Annotated in this window: 16 protein-coding genes and 1 CRISPR repeat array; of the genes, 6 read left to right on the top strand and 10 right to left on the bottom strand. The window is 56.5% G+C overall.

What is annotated here, in order from left to right; translation table 11 throughout:
* Positions 1–23: 23 nt before the first annotated feature.
* From rfbB to rfbC, 4 genes are read left to right on the top strand one after another with little or no spacing between them, the layout of a single operon-like run.
* Positions 24–1091, top strand: coding sequence for a dTDP-glucose 4,6-dehydratase (gene rfbB / locus AB0A83_RS07145; RefSeq protein ID WP_367155870.1), 1068 nt, complete (start codon positions 24–26; stop codon positions 1089–1091).
* Positions 1092–1095: 4 nt separating this feature from the next.
* Complete coding sequence (gene rfbD / locus AB0A83_RS07140; RefSeq protein WP_367155869.1) at positions 1096–1992, top strand: dTDP-4-dehydrorhamnose reductase; 897 nt, start codon at positions 1096–1098, stop codon at positions 1990–1992.
* 2 nt (positions 1993–1994) lie between these two features.
* Entirely contained in the window at positions 1995–2879 is an 885-nt protein-coding gene (rfbA, locus tag AB0A83_RS07135) for a glucose-1-phosphate thymidylyltransferase RfbA (RefSeq protein ID WP_150047609.1), read from the top strand.
* Complete coding sequence (gene rfbC, locus AB0A83_RS07130) at positions 2879–3427, top strand: dTDP-4-dehydrorhamnose 3,5-epimerase (protein WP_367155868.1); 549 nt, start codon at positions 2879–2881, stop codon at positions 3425–3427. The genes rfbA and rfbC overlap by 1 nt, the downstream gene beginning before the upstream one ends.
* 120 nt (positions 3428–3547) lie before the next feature.
* Positions 3548–5376: a CRISPR direct-repeat array (repeat unit 28 nt; unit sequence TTTCTAAGCCGCCTGTGCGGCGGCGGAC).
* A gap of 131 nt (positions 5377–5507) precedes the next feature.
* Here rfbC and cas6f read toward each other — a convergent pair.
* The 4 genes from cas6f to csy1 are packed head-to-tail and all read right to left on the bottom strand — an operon-like array spanning position 5508 to position 9285.
* On the bottom strand, positions 5508–6146 hold the full coding sequence (gene cas6f / locus AB0A83_RS07125) for a type I-F CRISPR-associated endoribonuclease Cas6/Csy4 (protein ID WP_150047607.1): 639 nt from the start codon (positions 6144–6146) through the stop codon (positions 5508–5510).
* A 3-nt stretch (positions 6147–6149) separates the two neighbouring features.
* Positions 6150–7187, bottom strand: a complete 1038-nt coding sequence (gene csy3, locus AB0A83_RS07120) for a type I-F CRISPR-associated protein Csy3 (RefSeq protein WP_367155867.1) — start codon at positions 7185–7187, stop codon at positions 6150–6152.
* A gap of 17 nt (positions 7188–7204) precedes the next feature.
* Positions 7205–8083, bottom strand: a complete 879-nt coding sequence (gene csy2 / locus AB0A83_RS07115; RefSeq protein ID WP_367155866.1) for a type I-F CRISPR-associated protein Csy2 — start codon at positions 8081–8083, stop codon at positions 7205–7207.
* Positions 8080–9285 carry a type I-F CRISPR-associated protein Csy1 gene (gene csy1 / locus AB0A83_RS07110; RefSeq protein ID WP_367155865.1) on the bottom strand — a complete coding sequence of 402 codons (1206 nt, stop codon included), beginning with the start codon at positions 9283–9285 and terminating at the stop codon, positions 8080–8082. The genes csy2 and csy1 overlap by 4 nt, the downstream gene beginning before the upstream one ends.
* A gap of 121 nt (positions 9286–9406) precedes the next feature.
* Here csy1 and AB0A83_RS07105 point away from each other — a divergent pair, with 121 nt between their 5' ends.
* Positions 9407–9694, top strand: a complete 288-nt coding sequence (locus tag AB0A83_RS07105; protein ID WP_367155864.1) for a DUF1778 domain-containing protein — start codon at positions 9407–9409, stop codon at positions 9692–9694.
* Positions 9684–10169, top strand: coding sequence for a GNAT family N-acetyltransferase (locus AB0A83_RS07100; RefSeq protein ID WP_367155863.1), 486 nt, complete (start codon positions 9684–9686; stop codon positions 10167–10169). The genes AB0A83_RS07105 and AB0A83_RS07100 overlap by 11 nt, the downstream gene beginning before the upstream one ends.
* Here AB0A83_RS07100 and cas3f read toward each other — a convergent pair.
* The 6 genes from cas3f to tkt form a co-directional block, all read right to left on the bottom strand.
* Positions 10166–13441, bottom strand: a complete 3276-nt coding sequence (cas3f, locus tag AB0A83_RS07095; protein ID WP_367155862.1) for a type I-F CRISPR-associated helicase Cas3f — start codon at positions 13439–13441, stop codon at positions 10166–10168. The genes AB0A83_RS07100 and cas3f overlap by 4 nt on opposite strands.
* 112 nt (positions 13442–13553) lie before the next feature.
* On the bottom strand, positions 13554–14498 hold the full coding sequence (gene cas1f / locus AB0A83_RS07090) for a type I-F CRISPR-associated endonuclease Cas1f (RefSeq protein WP_367155861.1): 945 nt from the start codon (positions 14496–14498) through the stop codon (positions 13554–13556).
* Between the two features lie 270 nt (positions 14499–14768).
* Positions 14769–15083, bottom strand: a complete 315-nt coding sequence (locus AB0A83_RS07085; protein WP_232056806.1) for a DUF2782 domain-containing protein — start codon at positions 15081–15083, stop codon at positions 14769–14771.
* A 183-nt stretch (positions 15084–15266) separates the two neighbouring features.
* The gene (locus tag AB0A83_RS07080; protein ID WP_367155860.1) at positions 15267–16604 is read right to left on the bottom strand and encodes a hypothetical protein; all 1338 of its coding nucleotides are present in this window, start codon (positions 16602–16604) and stop codon (positions 15267–15269) included.
* A gap of 121 nt (positions 16605–16725) precedes the next feature.
* Positions 16726–17001 carry a hypothetical protein gene (locus AB0A83_RS07075; RefSeq protein WP_232056805.1) on the bottom strand — a complete coding sequence of 92 codons (276 nt, stop codon included), beginning with the start codon at positions 16999–17001 and terminating at the stop codon, positions 16726–16728.
* An 87-nt stretch (positions 17002–17088) separates the two neighbouring features.
* A complete protein-coding gene (gene tkt / locus AB0A83_RS07070) occupies positions 17089–19098 on the bottom strand; it encodes a transketolase (protein WP_150046805.1) in 2010 nt (669 codons plus the stop codon).
* Positions 19099–19229: the final 131 nt, after the last annotated feature.

Raw genomic sequence — 19229 nt, 5'->3', positions numbered from 1 at the left:
GGCCCGACCCAAACACAGCACTTATGACCATCTTAGTCACCGGCGGAGCCGGCTTCATCGGTAGCAACTTCGTCTTGGATTGGCTGGCCGCCAACGACGAAGCGCTAGTCAACGTCGACAAACTGACTTATGCCGGCAATCCGGAAAACCTGGCCTCGCTGCAAGGCGATCCGCGGCATTTATTCGTGCAAGCCGACATCGGCGATTTTGCGCGGTTGTCGGCCTTATTGCACGATCACGCCATTCGTGCAGTCGTCAATTTCGCCGCCGAATCGCACGTAGACCGTTCCATCCACGGCCCGGAAGACTTTATTCAAACCAATATCGTCGGCAGTTTTCGATTGCTGGAAGCGGTGCGCGGCTATTGGCACGAACTGCCGCAAGACGCCAAACTGGCCTTCCGTTTTTTGCACGTTTCCACCGACGAGGTATACGGTTCGCTGGAAAAGACCGATCCGCCGTTCACGGAGCGCAATCAATACCAACCCAACAGCCCTTATTCCGCCAGCAAAGCCGCCAGCGACCACCTGGTACGGGCCTACCACCATACCTACGGTCTACCGGTGCTGACCACCAATTGCTCCAATAACTACGGCCCTTACCATTTTCCGGAAAAATTGATTCCGCTATGCATCCAAAACGCGCTAGCGGGCAAGCCCTTGCCGATATACGGCGACGGCCGGCAAATCCGCGACTGGTTGTACGTGAAAGACCATTGCAGCGCCATCCGCACCGTACTGGCAAAAGGCAAAGTCGGCGAGATCTACAACATCGGCGGCTGGAACGAAAAAGCCAACCTGGATGTGGTGCATACCCTGTGCCGCATCCTGGACGAACTGCAACCGCGTCCGGACGGACTATCCTACGCCAAGCAAATCACCTTCGTCACCGATAGGCCCGGCCACGACCGCCGTTACGCCATCGATGCCGGCAAATTGCAGCGGGAATTGGGCTGGCAGCCGGCTGAAACCTTCGAAACCGGCATTCGAAAAACGGTCGGCTGGTACCTCGAACATCAAGACTGGGTGCAAAACGTACTGTCCGGCGATTACCAATCCTGGCTGGAAAAAAATTATGCCGGCCGCGGATAAGCCGATGAAAATCCTATTGCTGGGAAAAAACGGCCAAGTCGGCTGGGAGTTACAACGCAGCTTGGCGCCACTGGGCGAATTGATCGCGCTGGACCGCGCTTCCAATCCCTACTGCGGCGACTTGAGCCGGCCGGCCGCCGTTGCCCAATCGGTACTCGAGATAAAACCCGACGTCGTCGTCAACGCCGCGGCTTATACCGCGGTCGACAAAGCGGAATCCGAAGCCGATTCGGCCCGGACCGTGAATGCCGACGCACCGGCGGAACTGGCCCGCGCCGCCAAACTTTGCGGCGCTTGGTTGCTGCACTACTCCACCGATTACGTGTTCGACGGCAGCGGCAGCGTACCTTGGCGCGAACAAGATCCCGTCGCACCGTTAAACGTTTACGGCCGCAGCAAATTAGCCGGCGAGCAAGCCATCCGGGCCTCCGGCTGCCGACATCTGATTTTTCGTACCAGCTGGGTTTATGCGGCACGCGGACAAAACTTCGCCAAAACCATGTTGCGTCTGGCGGCGGAACGCGAGGAACTGAGCGTCATCGCCGATCAATTCGGTGCGCCCACCGGCGCGGAGCTGCTGGCCGATGTCAGCGCGCATGCGCTGCGACATGCCGTCTGCCACGACGACGTCAGTGGCGTCTATCACCTGACCGCCGGCGGCGCGACCAGCTGGTTTGACTATGCAGCGCACGTCTTTGCCTACGCCCGGCAGTGCGGCATACCGCTAAAGCTTACGGAAACCGGGTTGCGTCCGATTTCGACCGAGCAATACCCTACCCCAGCCCGAAGACCGCTCAATTCCCGGCTGGATACCAACAAACTCCGTACCGCGTTCGGCTTGGCATTACCGGATTGGCAATCCGGCGTCGATCGCATGCTGACGGAACTCTACGGGCGTTAACCATGAACACACGCAAAGGCATCATCTTGGCCGGCGGCTCCGGCACCCGGCTTTATCCGGTCACCAAAGCGGTTTCCAAACAATTATTGCCGATTTACGATAAACCGATGATTTACTACCCGCTCAGCACCTTGATGTTGGCCGGAATCCGGGAGATTTTGATTATCTCGACGCCGCAAGACACCCCGCTGTTCCAACAGTTGCTCGGAGACGGCAGCGACTGGGGAATCGCCTTGCAATACGCGGTACAGCCCAGTCCGGACGGATTGGCCCAAGCGTTCGTCATAGGCCGCGATTTTATCGGCAACTCTCCCAGCGCCTTGGTATTGGGCGACAATATTTTTTACGGACAGGATCTGCACCGGCTACTGCAAAATGCCAATCTGCGCAGCGAGGGCGCCACGGTATTCGCCTATCACGTACAAGACCCCGAACGCTACGGCGTGGTCAGTTTCGATGCCGAAGGCAAAGCCGTATCCCTGGAAGAGAAGCCGGCCCAACCCAAAAGCAATTACGCGGTCACCGGCCTGTATTTTTACGACCGGCAAGTCGTCGACATCGCCGCCGAATTAAAGCCCTCGGCCCGCGGCGAACTGGAAATCACCGACGTCAACAAAACCTATCTGCAACGGCAGCAGCTTGCTGTTGAGATCATGGGCCGCGGCTACGCCTGGCTGGATACCGGCACCCACGGCAGCCTGATCGAAGCCGGCAACTTCATCGAAACCATAGAGACCAGGCAAGGCTTGAAGATCGCCTGTCCGGAAGAAATCGCCTGGCGCAACGGCTGGATAGACGACGCCAAAATCGAACAACTAGCCCTGCCCCTGGCGAAAAACGGCTACGGCCAATATTTGTTGAATCTACTCAAACAACAGGTGTTTTAATGCAAGCCCAGCCATTGAATATCCCTGAAGTCGTATTGCTGACCCCAGCGGTGTTCGGAGACGACCGCGGCTTTTTTTTCGAAAGCTTTAACCGCCAACGCTTCGCCGAGCTGACCGGCGTCGCATGCGAATTCGTGCAAGACAACCATTCCAAATCGCAACGCGGCGTATTGCGCGGCCTGCATTATCAACTGCCGCCCAAGGCCCAAGGCAAACTGGTCAGGGTGGTAGCCGGCCAAGTATTCGACGTGGCGGTCGACATACGCAAAAGTTCGCCCACATTCGGCCAATGGGTGGGTGCACTGCTATCGGCGGACAACAAAAACCAACTGTGGATTCCACCCGGTTTCGCCCACGGATTCGTCACTCTATCCGACAGCGCGGAGTTTTTGTACAAGACCACCGATTATTACAGCCCGGAAAATGAACGGGCCATAGCCTGGAACGATCCCGTCATCGGCATCGAATGGCCGATCGATTATGCACCGGCCTTATCCGGCAAGGATCAAGCAGCCTCAAGCTTCCCAGCCGCGGACTATTTCCCGTAACGCGCAAACAGCGCCAGGCATAGCTTTGGTGCGGATAGGCCGACCAACAAAAACGCTCGGCTGGCACATAGCTTGGTGTGTGTCACAGACAAGCGTCGATAAACGCTTCTGCAACTCGCTTTTCTAAGCCGCCTGTGCGGCGGCGGACCCAATTTATGCAGCTCTGCCAGTGTAGCGGTTTTTCTAAGCCGCCTGTGCGGCGGCGGACCCAGTTCACCCCGCACGCCTACACCACGGATGTTTCTAAGCCGCCTGTGCGGCGGCGGACTCTGATGTCGGTTGGCGGCCTGTGCCTTTGCATTTCTAAGCCGCCTGTGCGGCGGCGGACGGCAACGCGATTCCATAAGCGTTACCGTCAAATTTCTAAGCCGCCTGTGCGGCGGCGGACGTATGCAATTCCCATAAATGCCAATACGGCAATTTCTAAGCCGCCTGTGCGGCGGCGGACTAATCCAAATCAAGTCATTGGTAGCAGTCTGTTTTCTAAGCCGCCTGTGCGGCGGCGGACCATCATTTTGGCGTCCGGGATCGGGGTGGATTTTTCTAAGCCGCCTGTGCGGCGGCGGACGGTTCCGGGTCGGACAATAGCTCTGTTTACCTTTTCTAAGCCGCCTGTGCGGCGGCGGACACTCTAATCATGTGAACGCTATAGCAATCAGTTTTCTAAGCCGCCTGTGCGGCGGCGGACAGGCTAGAGAACTATAAGAAGCGTTGGAATAATTTCTAAGCCGCCTGTGCGGCGGCGGACTGATGCAGGGCGCGGGCGACCAGGGCGCAGGCTTTCTAAGCCGCCTGTGCGGCGGCGGACGATATGGAAAACGCAGAGTCGCGCCAGTTAAATTTCTAAGCCGCCTGTGCGGCGGCGGACCTGCTGTTTCGGCCAAGGCCGCGACATCGATTTTTCTAAGCCGCCTGTGCGGCGGCGGACTTTCGGGCCGGTGGCGGCCGATAGTTTGTTCATTTCTAAGCCGCCTGTGCGGCGGCGGACATGTGCCAGGTCCATCCCATACCGAAATAAACTTTCTAAGCCGCCTGTGCGGCGGCGGACCCAACAAATTGCAACGGCCCAACAAAGTCAACTTTCTAAGCCGCCTGTGCGGCGGCGGACTTAAGTGAGGTGTTATTACTTGGAATCATATTTTTCTAAGCCGCCTGTGCGGCGGCGGACTTCCTGATGACCACAGATTATGCGTTTTCGTTTTTCTAAGCCGCCTGTGCGGCGGCGGACGGTTTGTCCTTATTGCTGGGCCTCAACGTTTATTTCTAAGCCGCCTGTGCGGCGGCGGACTCAATGTTGGATAGACCGTTATTAACTGAGCTTTTCTAAGCCGCCTGTGCGGCGGCGGACAAGAAAACTCAGCTCCGCGATGCCCAAGGTAAATTTCTAAGCCGCCTGTGCGGCGGCGGACGCGCCGCTTTTCAGGCTGCCACCGACGTGATCTTTCTAAGCCGCCTGTGCGGCGGCGGACCCATGCCCGCACTGCGGCCATATGCATACGCTTTTCTAAGCCGCCTGTGCGGCGGCGGACTATATTCGATAAGGCTTAAAGCCAGGTCGGAATTTCTAAGCCGCCTGTGCGGCGGCGGACGCCTCGCGCCATTATTATATCCCTGTTCACCTTTTCTAAGCCGCCTGTGCGGCGGCGGACATCGTACACGTCGCAGGCCAGATAGCTGGACATTTCTAAGCCGCCTGTGCGGCGGCGGACCGCACGATATCGCAGGCAATACGAGTCAAGTTTTTCTAAGCCGCCTGTGCGGCGGCGGACCGTTGCTAGCGATAGCGGCGTGACATATGCGTTTTCTAAGCCGCCTGTGCGGCGGCGGACTCTAGTTTTTCAACGCGCTGAGTCAGATCCATTTTCTAAGCCGCCTGTGCGGCGGCGGACAACGAATTACGCCGCACCCCGGCAGATGGCGTTTTCTAAGCCGCCTGTGCGGCGGCGGACTGATTATAAATAAACGGGAAGCCGGTTGCGACAAGGGTTGCGAGCGATTTGACCTATTTTCACCATCCGCAAAACCCTTAGCCGTAACCGGCTGATTTAGTTAACATTGTTAAAGGGCGCAAAAAATTTGGTCAAAATTCCGGTACGGTCGCAACACTGCTCAGGCCGTAGGCGCTGAAACCGCCGGCCACCGGCGCGACGACCTCGGTTTTGGCGATCCACAAACAAAACGTCTGACCGCCGCTCAAGCTTTGCAAGCGAATGAACGGCCACGGCACGGAGGGCTTGAGCATGTCGCAATAGCGAAATGACAGCGGGTACGCGGGGTTCTCGCCCGCCTCTCGCAGTTCCACCGTCATGTTCAGCGCGGTCGCCAAATCCAGGCCGTGGCGCTTGGCGTAGCGCCGTGCCAGCCGCTCGGGATTGGTCTTGGGCTGCACCCGCCGGTAAACCGCATACCCGAGCAGCTTGTCCGGCACCGCCCGGATGCCGGTGCAATGCACATAGTCGCTAAGACGCGCCAAGCGCTGCTGCGCGGAGAAGCGTTCCAGAGTAGCTTCATCCTCGGCAAACAGGCGGCATTTGTCGCCCAGGCCAAGTCGCTTGCCATCCGCGCGGTATTTGGGAAATCCGACACCAATGGCGCCGCGTTTATCCGCATCCAACATTTCGACAAAACCCAAGTGCAACTGCTGGAATACTTTGGACCACAAAAAATTCAGCCCGACTTCGGGATCGGGCAGCAAGGTGATTTCCAAATAAAAGCGCATGGCTCAATCCTTGCCGCTTTCGCCGAACACGCCGCCGCGCACCAATACCGCCATCACGTAATGCTGTTCGGTCTGGCTTAGCGAACCGCCTCGGGCGAAACTATCGAACAAGGTGTAAAAATCGACCTTGGCTTTGGGGGTTCTAAAAGCCTTGCCCAAGTTGGTGACCGCGCCGTAGGGTTCGACGGCAATCGGGCCGATGTAGGGGCTGTCTTCATCCACCGGATACCAGGTGTCGATGCTGCGTAGCGCGTTGCCGATTTTTTGCGAGTGCATGCCGGCCACGCCGTCGATGTGATAGAGGATTTTGCTTTTTTTGGATTTGCTGTTGCTTTTGTCCAGCACCAGTTCTTCGCTGGGGTAAACATCTTGCGCCAAACCGACTTGGGCATAGGCCGTAACCGACAGCATCAAAAATTCGCGACGGCCGCTCAACGCATCGGCGATCAGATCGGCAAGTTCCAACACGCCAGCCGGCAAGTTGTCGAAGTCGCGGACGCTGAAAGTTTTGGCATTGAAGGTCCAATCGCGCTGTTCGCCTTCGTTACAGACCCACACCCGTACTTCGATATTTTCCGCGCCAACCCGGTTACGCCATAGGAAGCGGCCGTTGGCGAGGTTGGCGGCGTAGCGCTTAGCCAGTTCTTTAAAACCTTCGGCTTGGATGTAAGCATCGGCGGCCTGCTTGTAGCTGGCGGCGAATTCCGCGCTGTTGCAGGCGGAAGGCTGTTGGACGCCGCTCAGCACTTTCAGGGTAAAGCTGAGTTTCAACGTGTCTTGTTCGCTACCTAAAGCACAACTGTCCACGGTTTGCAGGTTGGGCTTTTCGATTTTTGCATTCAACTTGATAGGATCTTTGTCAGCTTCTTTCGTAATTCGGTTGGAAATGGTGCCGCGCACCGATTTTTCTTGCAGCTTGAGCACTGTCGCCGATTCATCGCGCTTATCCCACTGGGTGCCGTAAAGCCGTCCATCCGAGGGCACCAGTTTTTTCTCGAAGGCCAGTACCGAAGCGGTGGCTAATTTGTCTGTTTTTGCCATGGTGATTTTCCTTGCTGTTAAGCGTTGTGGGAGTGTTGTTCGATGAGATACAGATAGTTGTCTGCATCGTAGCGGCTGCGCCAAAGCAGGTCGTCCAGGCGTTTCAGCCGATGCGGCATGACGAATTCGCCCAAAGTGACCAGGCTTTCGGCAAACCGATGCGGCGTAATTTGATCGCGCTGGTGTTCGGCGTGGCCCAATGCGCTGACGCCATGAAAACCGGCTGCAATCGGCACGATCCAGCCCTTGGCTTTACGCTCGGCCGTCCAGGACACATGGCCGTCATCGTCGGTGCGGCTTTGGTAGTGAACCGCAAGATAATCCAGCAACGCGTCGATGGCATCCTGGCCTTCGGCCATGGCTTGCGCCATCAGGTCGCGGCGCTGTTTCAACACGTAGCTCGGCATCAGTTTTCGGGTCAGATTGGCCAATTCACTGTCACCGGCTAGTGCCAGCCACTGCGGCACTTTATAGCCGAGGCTGTCGCCGCCGGCCCATTTTAGTTTGGGTAGATGGCGGTTGACGGCGGCCAGGAATTCGTCTTCATCGGCTTTGCCTATGCCCTGAGTTTCTATCGCCAGACTGACGTCGAGGTGGCAGCGGGCTTCTTCTATGAACGACGGACGGTCGCCGCTTTTATCGAGCGGATTGCCGGTGCCGACGATGGAATACAGATAATCGCCGGCATGTTTGTAGGTCTGTAAATCGATGCGGTGGCAGGCAACCGCCGTGCGCGAAAAACTGAGCTGCGGCAAGCCGTCGGCATTAAGTTTGCGTTGCAAGGCATGCACGCCGCCCAACCAGGCCGTCAACGCCGGAAAACCGATGGTATACGGGCTGGACAAGGCATTGGCGTTGTGGATGCGCAAGCGCGGAATCAACAAAATGCGGTTCATCGCAAGACCTCCCGATGGTCGTCCAATAATTGCCGAAAATGTTTGAGCTCGGCATCTCCCAAGGCTTTGGCCTGGCGCTCGCCGATGGCGTGTTTATAGGTAATCGCCAACCAATCGGCCAAGGCGACGATTACGGCGTCCAGCCAATCGTCGGCTTGCTCGCGTTGTTCGGCATGGTCTTGATCCAGCCAGATTTTCTGCGTCGGAGGCAGTTGTCCGTGTTCCGACCAACCGCCAGGCAGTTCGCGCAACGCCCAAACGGTTTCCATCACCTGCTCGGCGATTTGCAGCAACCAATAGTCGCGGCCTTCGCGCACGTGGATGTTGGCAGGCACGTTGTCTTGGAACAAGGCATGCAAGGCCTGAAACTTTTCCAGGAAATGCTTGGCGTATAAGCTTTGGAGAAAAAAATCGGTCTTCGGTGGCTGCAGCTTGTTTAGCGCGAGCGGCGGCGGCAAAGACGGCAGCAGATAGGCGGTTCCCAGGTATTGACTGTTCAGAACGCTGATATTTTGCTTGTTCGCGCCGCCAAAGCCGATTTCGGTCAAGCCATAGAACTCCTGGTAACCCGTGTCGTGATGCTGTTGATTGCGCCGGGCTTCGCGAGCCTGCTTGGTGGTTTCGGCAAAGCGGATCGAGTTGATTCGTTCCTTGAGCTTGAACATCAGGCCGGACGGCGTCAGTAGCGATAGCAAATGGTAGCCGCCGTCCACCGGGAAATAGACTTGTTTGATCTTGTCCGAAGTGCTTGTCTTATCCGGTAATTGATTGATCTGCAATAAACCCTGCCGAATGTCCGTGTAGGGTAGCGACGGCAGTTCGAGCTGTTGCTTGACCAGGTCGCTGTCGTTTTCGAGATGGGCCAAAATGGATAGGCCATCCGCCAATTTCAGACTCAAAAATTTCAAAATCGGAATGTTGGCGGCGGTATCGAACACCATGTCCGGCTCGACCGCGACATTGCCGCTGCGCAGAAAACCGTCGGGTTTGCGTTCGGCGCTTACACGAATTTCGCTGGTATTTTTGACGTCGGGATGGCTGAATTTGACGGGGTGGGTCACGCGAAACAGCTTATGGGTTTTAGTTACCGCCGTCGGTAACCAGTCATTCAGTTCTTGCTGTAATTCCGCTTCGTTTGGCGCAGATGAAGTTTTCTTCTTCAGCCGTTCGGATAAAAATTGTTGCAAAGCCGGGTCCATCATTTTTAGTATCCTTGATGAGTTATGGCGCAGCAGAGTTTAAGCTAGAACCTATCAATATTCAATTTGTACCCTAAAGTTAATAAAATTGTGGGTACAATGAGTACTTTATCGGGAGAGGATTATGCCTATCGAAAACGGCAAACAAGACGTCCTAAAAGTTCGTATGGACTTGGCAACCCTGCAAATGCTGGAACAAGCGCGCCAATACGTTGGCCTGGACAAAAGCAAATTCATTCGGCAGAGCGTTCGGGAAAAGGCGGAAGCCATAATCGCCGAGCATCAACAAACCCGATTCAGCCAGGAGGACTGGCAGCTATTTTTCGAGCTGTTGGACCACCCACCGGAACCGACCGAGCGCATGAAAAAAGCGCTGCAAACCTATAACCGCATCGTCGGCGATGAAGTTTGAGTTATTGCAACCCAAGCTTCACGACCGGCAAAACTTCGATTGCGGCGACGGCGTTTTAAACCGCTATTTGCGCCAATTTGCGCAACAGGACCAAAGTCGCGACCTGAGCCGCGTTTATGTGCTGGCGGATGCGCAACGCATTGTCGGCTATTACTCGATCAGCGCCTGTTCGGTGAAACGCGACGAATTGCCCGATGCAACCAGAGTTACGGCTTACCGGGAATTGCCGTTCATTTTGCTGGGCCGCCTGGCAGTAGATAAACAGTTTCAAGGCCAGGGGTATGGCGATGCACTGATCATGCATGCCTTTAAAACCACGAACGAGGCCGCCGAAAAAATCGGCATCTTCGGCATGATCGTCGACGCCAAACATGAACGCGCCGCCGAGTTTTACCACAAGTTCGGTTTCAGACGCTTGAACGCCACGCCGAATCGTTTGGTGTTGCCGTTCTCGGCGATCAGAAAAGCTATTTAGTCGCTGCTATCGCGCCAAATCCCTAGTTGTTCGCAATAATTAAACTGCGTTTGCCGTTGCCGGTCGGTATCGCTGATCCGCACATTGATTTCGCCGTAATACAGCGCGGCATATTCACGACTCCAGCCGTGGCGTTCCGCCTGTTCCTCCAATAACTCGGAATAGTCACGCCATAGCCACCAACGCTGTTGCTCCAGTGAAGTTAGCGCAACGCGCTGGATTTTGTAACTATTCTCGATCGGATTGATACCACCTTGAGGAAGTTTTTCGACAAATCGAAACTCACCGTCTTGGTCCGGCACATCGAACAGGGTTTGTTGCGGGTCTTGCCGGCGAAACGGCTTCAGCCGTTGCGGCAAGGCCATCAGCCACCAATGGCCGCTCAGCCAGCCTTGCAAGGCTTCCGGCCCTGTCGCGGAATAATCGTTCAGCAATTGCCGGGTGCAATGGTGTTCCAGATCGGCCAAATCGGCAGTTGGCTGTAATTCTTGGGATTGACGGATGCGCGGAATCGCGTTGATGGCCGCCAACTGCTCGGACGGAATCAGCCTGGATAAATCGTGGCTTTGCAGCATGTTTTCCGTGGATTCGAAGCCTGGCCGGCGAAACGCCGGCACATCGTCAGCCTGTTTCAGCGCCTTCAGGTTGTATTGCAACAAGCCAATATTCGGCGCATCCGGGAGCTGTTGGCGATGCCGCAATACTCGCCCGGCCAACTGGATGATGGAGCGGTAGGACGACGGCTCGACCACCGCCCAATCAAAGTCGTGATCGCGCCCGACTTCCTCGACCGGTGTGGCAACCAGGATGAAAATCAAATTTTCGGCTTGGCACGCGTCGACATGCCGACGTATCGCTGGGTTTTCGTAAACCGCTGCCGGTTCAACGCGTTTGAGGACTTGGTCCAGATGCTTTTCCTGGCTGTGTCGCAACAGCAACACTTGCTGACTGTGGTAGGCCATGATGCGGATGTCCACATCGGCCGGCCAGTCGGTCGAATGCGCCAAGTAGCGTGTCAGCGCGATGCACGGTGGAATATTGGCCATCCGCACCACGCCGAACGAAATACGCTTGCCGTTGTGAGGGTCCGCCGAGGCGTGGCGCCGATGTTGGCGGATGACAGCAGCCTGAATGTTCGAAAAATAAGCCGTCTCAATATCGTTGGCTCCGGCCTCTGGCTTGGCAACTTCAATCAGTTCGCCTATGCGTCTGGGCGGATTAAGTTTGGTGTTTTGTAAAAACGTACAACGCTTGGCGATGAAGGTTTGATGCCCGGCGCGGTAGATTTCGACAGCATCAAGCGGCAATGTGGCAACCCGGCTGTCGTTCTCGTCGAACCAGGCGCAACCGATAGCCGGTTTGGCTTCGCGAGCCGCGGCGAATAAGCGCCAGCCGGCTTGATAGGCATTGAAATAGCCTTCGGCCAAGGCCGGGGTGATGGTGGCCGACGAGATCATCACTTTACAACCCAGCATCGCGGCCAAATGAATCAAGCGGCCAATCGCCACCAGATCGTCGCCATCGAAATCGTCGATTTCGTCGATCACCAAATCCGACGACAACAAGCGCAAGCTGGGCAGAATGAATCGGCCGCCGCGCGCGGTCTCGGTAGCCGCCATTAAATGGTCGATCGTACAGGCAAGTACCGGTGCGTACAGCAGCTTTTGCTTACGGCTATCGACCTGGCCGGCGCGATTGGTCCACAAGGTGCCGAGCACGCTGAGTGCTTGTTCGGGAATATCGAAATCGATGTCGTTATCCTCGCCTACCGATGCCGCCGATTCGGAACCCAGTGGTGAATCTTCTTGTGTTTGGCGGTGCAAATCGCTGACCGCTTGCGAGCCGATCATGACACCCAGTTCGCCGTAGTCCAGCCCGATGCGTTCGCGGTACTCATCGCCGGTTTGCAAGGTCAACGTGCGCAATCCCAAGGCCAACACGTAACGCAGGCTATCGCCGTCCGGCGATAACGCCCGCATGATTTTGGCGTTGGCCAGCGTTTTTCCGCAACCGGTACTGGCCATGTTGACCGCAAAAAAGCCGTAGCGCGGCGTCGTTTGCGCGCCCTCCGTTCGCCAGTGCTGAATCGCCGCGACGGCTTGATCTTGCCAACGAAAGCGCGAATCGCTGCTTTTTTGCTGGAGCTTTTTTAAGTCGTAAGCGGATGGCGGTTCGCTTTCCAGGCGCGGCAGGCGCCGCGCCAACGTGGCCGAGCATTGCGCGACCTTGACCAGATGTTCGTCCAGCCATTGTTTGGGCTGGCCGTCGGCATCGGTATTGGCATATAGCTCAACCGTTTGCCGCCATTGCAGGTCGGCGGCTTGCGACGAATATTGGTGATCGCCCAACATCAAGCTGAGCCGGGCAAAATGCAACACCCAGCGGTATCCGCCGTTGTGCATGACCTGTTCCAGCAACGGCAGGCATTTCAACAGCTTGTTGGCGGCGGTTTGCAGTTGTTCAAGCCAGGGTTGCGATTGTCTTAGCAACCCTTGCGGGAATTGGAAGCATTGCTTGTCATCACCTTCGTTGCGATAACCCCAATCGGCGGTGATGATGCCTAAGGCTTGTTGCAATGTCTCAACTGGCTCGCCGCGCCACTGTTTGGCATTATCCCAAGTCAAATCCGGCAATTTGTGATGCGTGACGATCAGCCAAGCCAACAATCCGGCACCATCCGGTAGTTTTTGCAACGGCTTTTTTACGTTTTGGCCGGCCGCCGACATGAGTGGTGTTTCATCCCAAACTCCCTCGGCCAGCCGCTGCAACCACGTACTGTCGTTGTTGGCATCTTGGATCAACGCGCGAAACAGTAATAGCGATACCCACTCGTGCCGCAACGGATCGGGCGGCTGCTTAACTTGCAATTTGCGTTGGAAACACAGCGTCGCCTTACCCCAATCGTGCAACAGCGCCGCCATGACCGCCAACGCCTTGATCAGCGGCAAATACAACCATTGGTGCTCCGGCTGGAACGTCGGCAAGGTCTTTTGGCTGCGATTCACCGGCACGATGCCTTCCGCATTAAAACAGCGCCGATTTCCCACAATCCAAACCAACTCGCTCCTGCTCCTTGACCTGAGCCAATGGCAGGCTACCGCCGTGTTTTTAGTGGCGGTTTTGCGCAGCAGGGTTTTGACGGCGATCAGGCCTTCCTCGGTGATCACGGTTTGCCAGGTGTTGTCGCCGATGCGGTTGGCGAAGGCGTCGAGGACGCGGCGGGTGCGGGCCAGGGCTTTTTTCTGGCATTGGCTGACGAAGGTGACCATCATAAGCAATCGTCCAATTTGCGGTTGCGATTCGACGAGCTCATCGCGAACGGCCTTTGAGCTCGGCATTTACGCCCTGAAATACGAACGGCGCTGTAATTTTCATTCATGCCGGTTATTCGTTTTCCCGTAACGCCTGCCGCTTGACCTGCTCGAACATGAAATCCAGCGCTTTGTGCTCGGTGAATTTTTGCAGGATTTGTTGGCGGAACTCCTGCTCGCTCATTTTTTCCTTGGCGCAGACGAAGGCCCAGGGCAGGACGATGGCGTCTTTGACCAGGTCGGCGACGTCGAACACCAGCGCGCCGCGCCGGGTTTTGCCGTGCATCACCGCGAAGCCGTGCGGGATGCCCAGTACCCACAATGTCGAGGCCGCCAAACCGTAGGCCAGGTAGTTGCCGTGGTTTAAAAAGCCGTTGGCCAGGTCGCTGGCGTCGTGGTCACGGCTGAAGTCGTTGTGTTGAGTAGCCTTGGCGGCATAGCGGTAGAGTTGTTTGGTCAACAGGGCTTCGCGTTGCAGCAGGTCTCCGGTTTTGCCGGCTTGCTCGATTTGCGTGGCGTAACCGTCCAGCGCGGCGACTATGGCGCTATCGTCGGCGAAGATGTTTTCGGCTTGCAGGTCGCGGTCCTTGCTCCAGACCTTGCAGATATAGTCGATGCGAGCTTGCTGAAAGGTTTTGGCGACCGCCAAGCGTTGCGCGTCGTCGAACCAGAATTGCAGCCAGCCCTGCACGTATTCGGTGGGGCGGTATTCGCTTTGCGGGTTCAACCATTCGATTTCGCAGCCGCTGAACAAGGGCGTGCCTCCGCCGCCGCAAAAGCCGACCAACACGCCGGCGCTGGCCAGCATGCGCATCGCCGCCTGGGTGATCGAGGTGCCGGTGCCGAGCAGGATCACGGTGGTATTGGCAATCGGGATGTTCCAATACAGGTTTTCGTCCTTGGCTTCGGTCAGGTAGAGTACACGGCCGTCTTTTTGCATCACCCGGCATTTTTCCAGGTAGTAGATGTTGGCGCGCTTGGAGTGCAGGATGGCTTTCAGGTCGGTGAGTTGTTCCATAATCCACTCTTTGTTATGCCATGAAAGCATGGCAATCAGTCCGGACAATCAAAAGCGGGGGCAACACCAGCCCGGCTCGAAGGTTAATTCGCGACAAGAGGAGGTCGCTCCCAGCATGATTTAAAGTAATAAACAGCATTGCCACCCATACCCGGTGCACCAACGGCAACACTGTCGCCTAGGCCGACAACGCTATAAGATGACGATCTGCACTGTCATGAGCTAGGCTGGAAAACCCACCTGGCTAACGCGACTGCACCAACCGCCCGTTCAATCCCATTCGAACAGGATCCATTGGTTGATGTTGGTGTTTTTGTCCAAATCGTTTTTCTTGACGTCCATCTGGCCGTCGCCGTTGGTATCCAACAAATAGTAGGGAGGCCCGACTTCCGGCTGCACCTTAATCATGTAAAGACGGCCGTTGCGGCGAAACTCCTGAATGGTGTCTTTGCCTTTACGAATGATCGTAATATCCGGCTCCATTTCCTCCCCGGATTGTACCCGCGGCGGTAGTTCGGGCGGTTCCGGTACGGCCGGCGGCTCTTCCAACGCGTCGTCTGCGTGCGCCGCGGCTAAACTAGCCACGGCAAATCCTAGAGCAAATAGTTGACGAATCATATGCAGTCTTTGTCCGTATTGTCGTGATTGCAATTAACCAGCGAATCCACACTGTAGCAATTTATCGTCGCGCTAGGTTAGTGCAAGCATAAAAAAGGCCGATACTCCCTAACACCAGGAGTATCGGCCCAAAAGATTTAAACGGTTACGCTAACCCCGGCCGCGCAGATATTTTTCCACGCCGGTAGATCTGGCGAATTCGCCGTCTGCCGAAGCAGCCAAGCGATTGACGTAGCGATCGACACCGGATTGATGACCATGCTCGCCAATCTGTAAGCTTTGTTTGGAAACGTATTTGGCCACCCCGGTCGGTTCGCCGGCGTTGCGTTCGCGTACTTCTTGTTCGCGCACATATTTCGCTACCGAACTCAGGCTAACGGCAGGTTTTGCCGCCAACATCTGTTTGGCCAGATAACGGCTCACTCCGGTCATCGCAGGCTGTTGTTTAGCCAACGAAGCTTGCTTGGCCAGGTATTTGGCCACGCCGCTCAACGGCTCTTGCTGGCTTTGCAGTTGCGCTTGTTTGGCCAGATAGCGTGCCACTCCGGTCGGACGGTATAAATCAGCTTTTGCTTGTCTGGCCAGATATTTATCGACGCTAGACCCGTCTACTAGTTCGGCGGCGTCATCGTCGCCAACCACGTCTTGTTCGAGGTCGTTCGCCACTTGCAGGGCTTTTTCTTCCTGCAATCTGGCTTCTTGCTCGAGGTAACGCGCCACGATAGCTGCTGCTGCGGCTTTTTTCGCCGCTAATTCTTGCTCCGCGACAAACTTGGCAACGCCTGTTGCGGGAACGGTTTGCTGCTCGGTTTTTTCCATAGCTTTAAGGTAAGCCGCCACGCCGGTGGTTTTCGGCTGATCTTTTGCGATCACGGTTTGCCGGCTGACGTATTTTGCTACGCCGGTGGTAGCCGGGGCCTCTTTCGCCTGCAATTCGCTTTTCAGCAAATATTTGGCAACTCCGGTCACGCCGGGCGCATCCCCGTCCAGCAAGTGCTGCCGCGTAATGTATTTGGCTACTCCCGTCACCGTATGCACTTCGTGGTCGTGGCGAGTCACATATTTGGCCACTCCGGTTACCGGTGCCTCTTTAGACAGGATGGATTGTTTGATTAGATAACGAGCAACCCGTGAAATAGGATTTTCGTTTTGCTTGGACAAATACTTGTCCACACCGCTGGGTTGAGGTTCCGGTTCCGGCTCGGGTAGCTCGGCAACCGGCTCCTCCTGGATTTCAACAACCGGTTCCGGCCTATTCGCGGCTTCTATCGCCGCCTGCTGAGCTAAATATTTAGCCACGCCGGTCAGCTGGTCCTCGGGAATTTCCACCGGAACCGGCTCCAACTTTTGCAGGTAACGGGCTACGCCTGTCAATTCGGCCGGCTCGGCTGCGGAATCTCTGTCCACCGAACCGCCGCCGCTAGGTTTGTCGAAAAACAAGGGCGGCAGGAAGCCAAACAAGCTATTCATCAAACTGCTTTGTTTCATTTGAGAATACTCCATTCAATAGTAGTGATGCGCAAACGCCCTTAAGCGATAACGCATTTCGTCAACGTACCGCGCCCATGTTTTCTGACTAACTGGCCACAATCGTTCGCGTGTTATGGAATTAATTGGTATCGCTGTATAAAACTTTCGGCTGGAAATTCGCAGCCGGATATTTCGGGTCAACTTCGGCGACTACTCCGCCGGACGCTGCGGCTTGGCTAGCGCAGGGCGCAGCGGCAACAGGAGCCGATTCGGCAGCGGCTTGTTTAACTATCGATTCGTCTTGATATACCACTTTCGGTTGAAAATCGGCAGCCGGGTAATCTTGTGCATTTGCAGCAACGGTTACCAGTAACAAGCCGGCGAACAGTCCTTGGTTCAGAATTGTTTTCATCATGTTGCACACCTCACTCAGTTTAATTATTGCCGGTTTTACCGGAAGTTATCCGGTAAAACCGGCTCCAGCGATTTCGCTTAAGCCTTATTAGAGCACAGCCTCGACGTTGGCGACGACGTTATCGACAGTGAAGCCGAACTCTTTGAAGAGCTGGCCGGCTGGCGCCGATTCGCCGAAACGATCCAGCCCGACGATTTTGCCATGGCTGCCCGCGTATTTCCACCAGCCGTCGCTGACCCCCGCTTCCACGACCACCCGCGCGCTGACGCTAGGCGGCAATACGCTGTCTTTGTAAGCCTGATCTTGGGCTTCGAATACGTTGGTGGACGGCATGGACACCACGCGGATGTTTTTGCCTTTCGCTGCCAACGCTTCGGCGGCTTTGACCGCCAATTCAACTTCGGAGCCCGTGGCGATGATGATCGCGTCCGGCCTGCCTTCCCCGCGCAACACGTAACCGCCTTTGGCGATGTCGGCGATTTGCCCGGCGTTGCGTGTCATGTGCGGCAGGTTTTGACGCGAGAAGATCAAGATGCTAGGGCCGTCTTTACGTTCGATAGCCGCTTTCCAGCTGACTGCCGACTCGACCGCATCGCAAGGCCGCCAGACCTGCATGTTGGGTATCATGCGTAAGGTGGCGGTTTGCTCGACCGGCTGGTGGGTAGGGCCGTCTTCGCCCAGACCGATGGAGTCGTGGGTGTAAACGAAGATGCTCGGCGCTTTCATCAGGGCCGACATGCGCAGGGCGTTGCGGGCGTATTCCGAGAACATCAGGAAGGTGGCGCCGTACGGTTTGAAGCCACCGTGCAGGGTCAGGCCGTTCATGATGGCGCTCATGCCGAATTCACGCACGCCGTAGTAGACGTAGTTGCCGTTGTAGCCTTCGGCGCAGACGTCTTTGCAGCCGGACCACAGGGTCAGGTTGGAGCCGGCCAGGTCGGCGGAACCGCCCAACAGTTCCGGCAGCAACGGGCCAAAGCCGTTCAGGGTGTTTTGCGAGGCTTTGCGGCTGGCGATGGTTTCGGCTTTGGCGTCGACCGCCGCCACGAATTCCGCCGATTTTTCCGCCCAGTCGGCCGGCAGGTCGCCCGCCATGCGGCGTTGGAATTCGGCGGCCAAGTCCGGATGCGCGGCTTGGTAAGCGGCGAATTTGTCGTTCCAGGCGCTTTCCAGACGGTCGCCTTTGGCTTTGGCGTCCCATCCGGCGTAGATGTCGGCCGGGATTTCAAACGCCGGATGCGGCCAACCCAGTTGTTCGCGGGTAGCGGCGACTTCGGCTTCGCCTAAGGCGGCGCCGTGGCATTCTTCTTTGCCTTGTTTGTTGGGCGAACCAAAGCCGATGATGGTTTGGCAGCAGATGATGGACGGTTTGTCCTTGACGCTGCGCGCTTCTTCGATGGCTTTTTTCACCGCATCCGGATCGTGGCCGTCGACTTTGGGGATGACGTGCCAGCCGTAGGCTTCGAAGCGTTTCGGGGTGTCGTCGTGGAACCAGCCGGCTACGTTGCCGTGGCCGCGCACTTCGCCGTCGATGGAGATGTTGTTGTCGTCGTAGAAGGCGATCAGTTTGCCCAGTTTCATCGAGCCGGCCAAAGAGCAGGCTTCGTGCGAGATGCCTTCCATCAAGCAGCCGTCGCCCAGGAACACGTAGGTGTAGTGGTCGACGATGTCGTGGCCCGGACGGTTGAATTGGCCGGCCAGGGTACGCTCGGCCAGAGCAAAGCCCACGGCGTTGGTGATGCCTTGTCCCAAAGGACCGGTGGTGGTTTCGACGCCGTCGGTGTAGCCGTACTCCGGATGTCCCGGGGTTTTGGAGTGCAGTTGGCGGAATTTTTGCAATTCTTCGATCGGCAGATTGTAGCCGGCCAAGTGCAGCAAGGAGTAGATCAGCATGGAGCCGTGGCCGTTCGACAGGATGAAGCGGTCGCGGTCGGCCCATTTCGGGTTAGTCGGGTTGTGTTTTAAATAGTCGTTCCATAGGACTTCTGCGATGTCCGCCATCCCCATCGGGGCTCCAGGGTGTCCGGAGTTGGCTTTTTGCACGGCGTCCATGCTGAGTGCGCGGATGGCGTTCGCTAATTCTCGGCGCGAAGGCATGTGGGTCTCCTTATTGTTTTAGTATCTCTGATGATAGTGCGGCGAAACGCCACTCTATAAAACGAACAAAGGACGGATGGCTTATGCCACCCGTCCTTCACTTTTTACTCAGTAAAAGCGAACTTTTACCA

The organism is Methylomonas sp. HYX-M1 (genome assembly GCF_040741385.1).
Taxonomy (GTDB): Bacteria; Pseudomonadota; Gammaproteobacteria; order Methylococcales; family Methylomonadaceae; genus Methylomonas; species Methylomonas rhizoryzae.
This window is presented reverse-complemented; position numbering and strand designations above follow the sequence as displayed.

What these genes read in the sequence shown, in the direction of transcription:
- rfbB (WP_367155870.1), top strand. Translation starts at nt 24, where the DNA reads ATGACCATCTTAGTCACCGGCGGAGCCGGCTTCATCGGTAGCAACTTC.
- rfbD (WP_367155869.1), top strand. Translation starts at nt 1,096, where the DNA reads ATGAAAATCCTATTGCTGGGAAAAAACGGCCAAGTCGGCTGGGAGTTA.
- rfbA (WP_150047609.1), top strand. Translation starts at nt 1,995, where the DNA reads ATGAACACACGCAAAGGCATCATCTTGGCCGGCGGCTCCGGCACCCGG.
- rfbC (WP_367155868.1), top strand. Translation starts at nt 2,879, where the DNA reads ATGCAAGCCCAGCCATTGAATATCCCTGAAGTCGTATTGCTGACCCCA.
- cas6f (WP_150047607.1), bottom strand. Translation starts at nt 6,146, where the DNA reads ATGCGCTTTTATTTGGAAATCACCTTGCTGCCCGATCCCGAAGTCGGG.
- csy3 (WP_367155867.1), bottom strand. Translation starts at nt 7,187, where the DNA reads ATGGCAAAAACAGACAAATTAGCCACCGCTTCGGTACTGGCCTTCGAG.
- csy2 (WP_367155866.1), bottom strand. Translation starts at nt 8,083, where the DNA reads ATGAACCGCATTTTGTTGATTCCGCGCTTGCGCATCCACAACGCCAAT.
- csy1 (WP_367155865.1), bottom strand. Translation starts at nt 9,285, where the DNA reads ATGATGGACCCGGCTTTGCAACAATTTTTATCCGAACGGCTGAAGAAG.
- AB0A83_RS07105 (WP_367155864.1), top strand. Translation starts at nt 9,407, where the DNA reads ATGCCTATCGAAAACGGCAAACAAGACGTCCTAAAAGTTCGTATGGAC.
- AB0A83_RS07100 (WP_367155863.1), top strand. Translation starts at nt 9,684, where the DNA reads ATGAAGTTTGAGTTATTGCAACCCAAGCTTCACGACCGGCAAAACTTC.
- cas3f (WP_367155862.1), bottom strand. Translation starts at nt 13,441, where the DNA reads ATGATGGTCACCTTCGTCAGCCAATGCCAGAAAAAAGCCCTGGCCCGC.
- cas1f (WP_367155861.1), bottom strand. Translation starts at nt 14,498, where the DNA reads ATGGAACAACTCACCGACCTGAAAGCCATCCTGCACTCCAAGCGCGCC.
- AB0A83_RS07080 (WP_367155860.1), bottom strand. Translation starts at nt 16,604, where the DNA reads ATGAAACAAAGCAGTTTGATGAATAGCTTGTTTGGCTTCCTGCCGCCC.
- AB0A83_RS07075 (WP_232056805.1), bottom strand. Translation starts at nt 17,001, where the DNA reads ATGATGAAAACAATTCTGAACCAAGGACTGTTCGCCGGCTTGTTACTG.
- tkt (WP_150046805.1), bottom strand. Translation starts at nt 19,098, where the DNA reads ATGCCTTCGCGCCGAGAATTAGCGAACGCCATCCGCGCACTCAGCATG.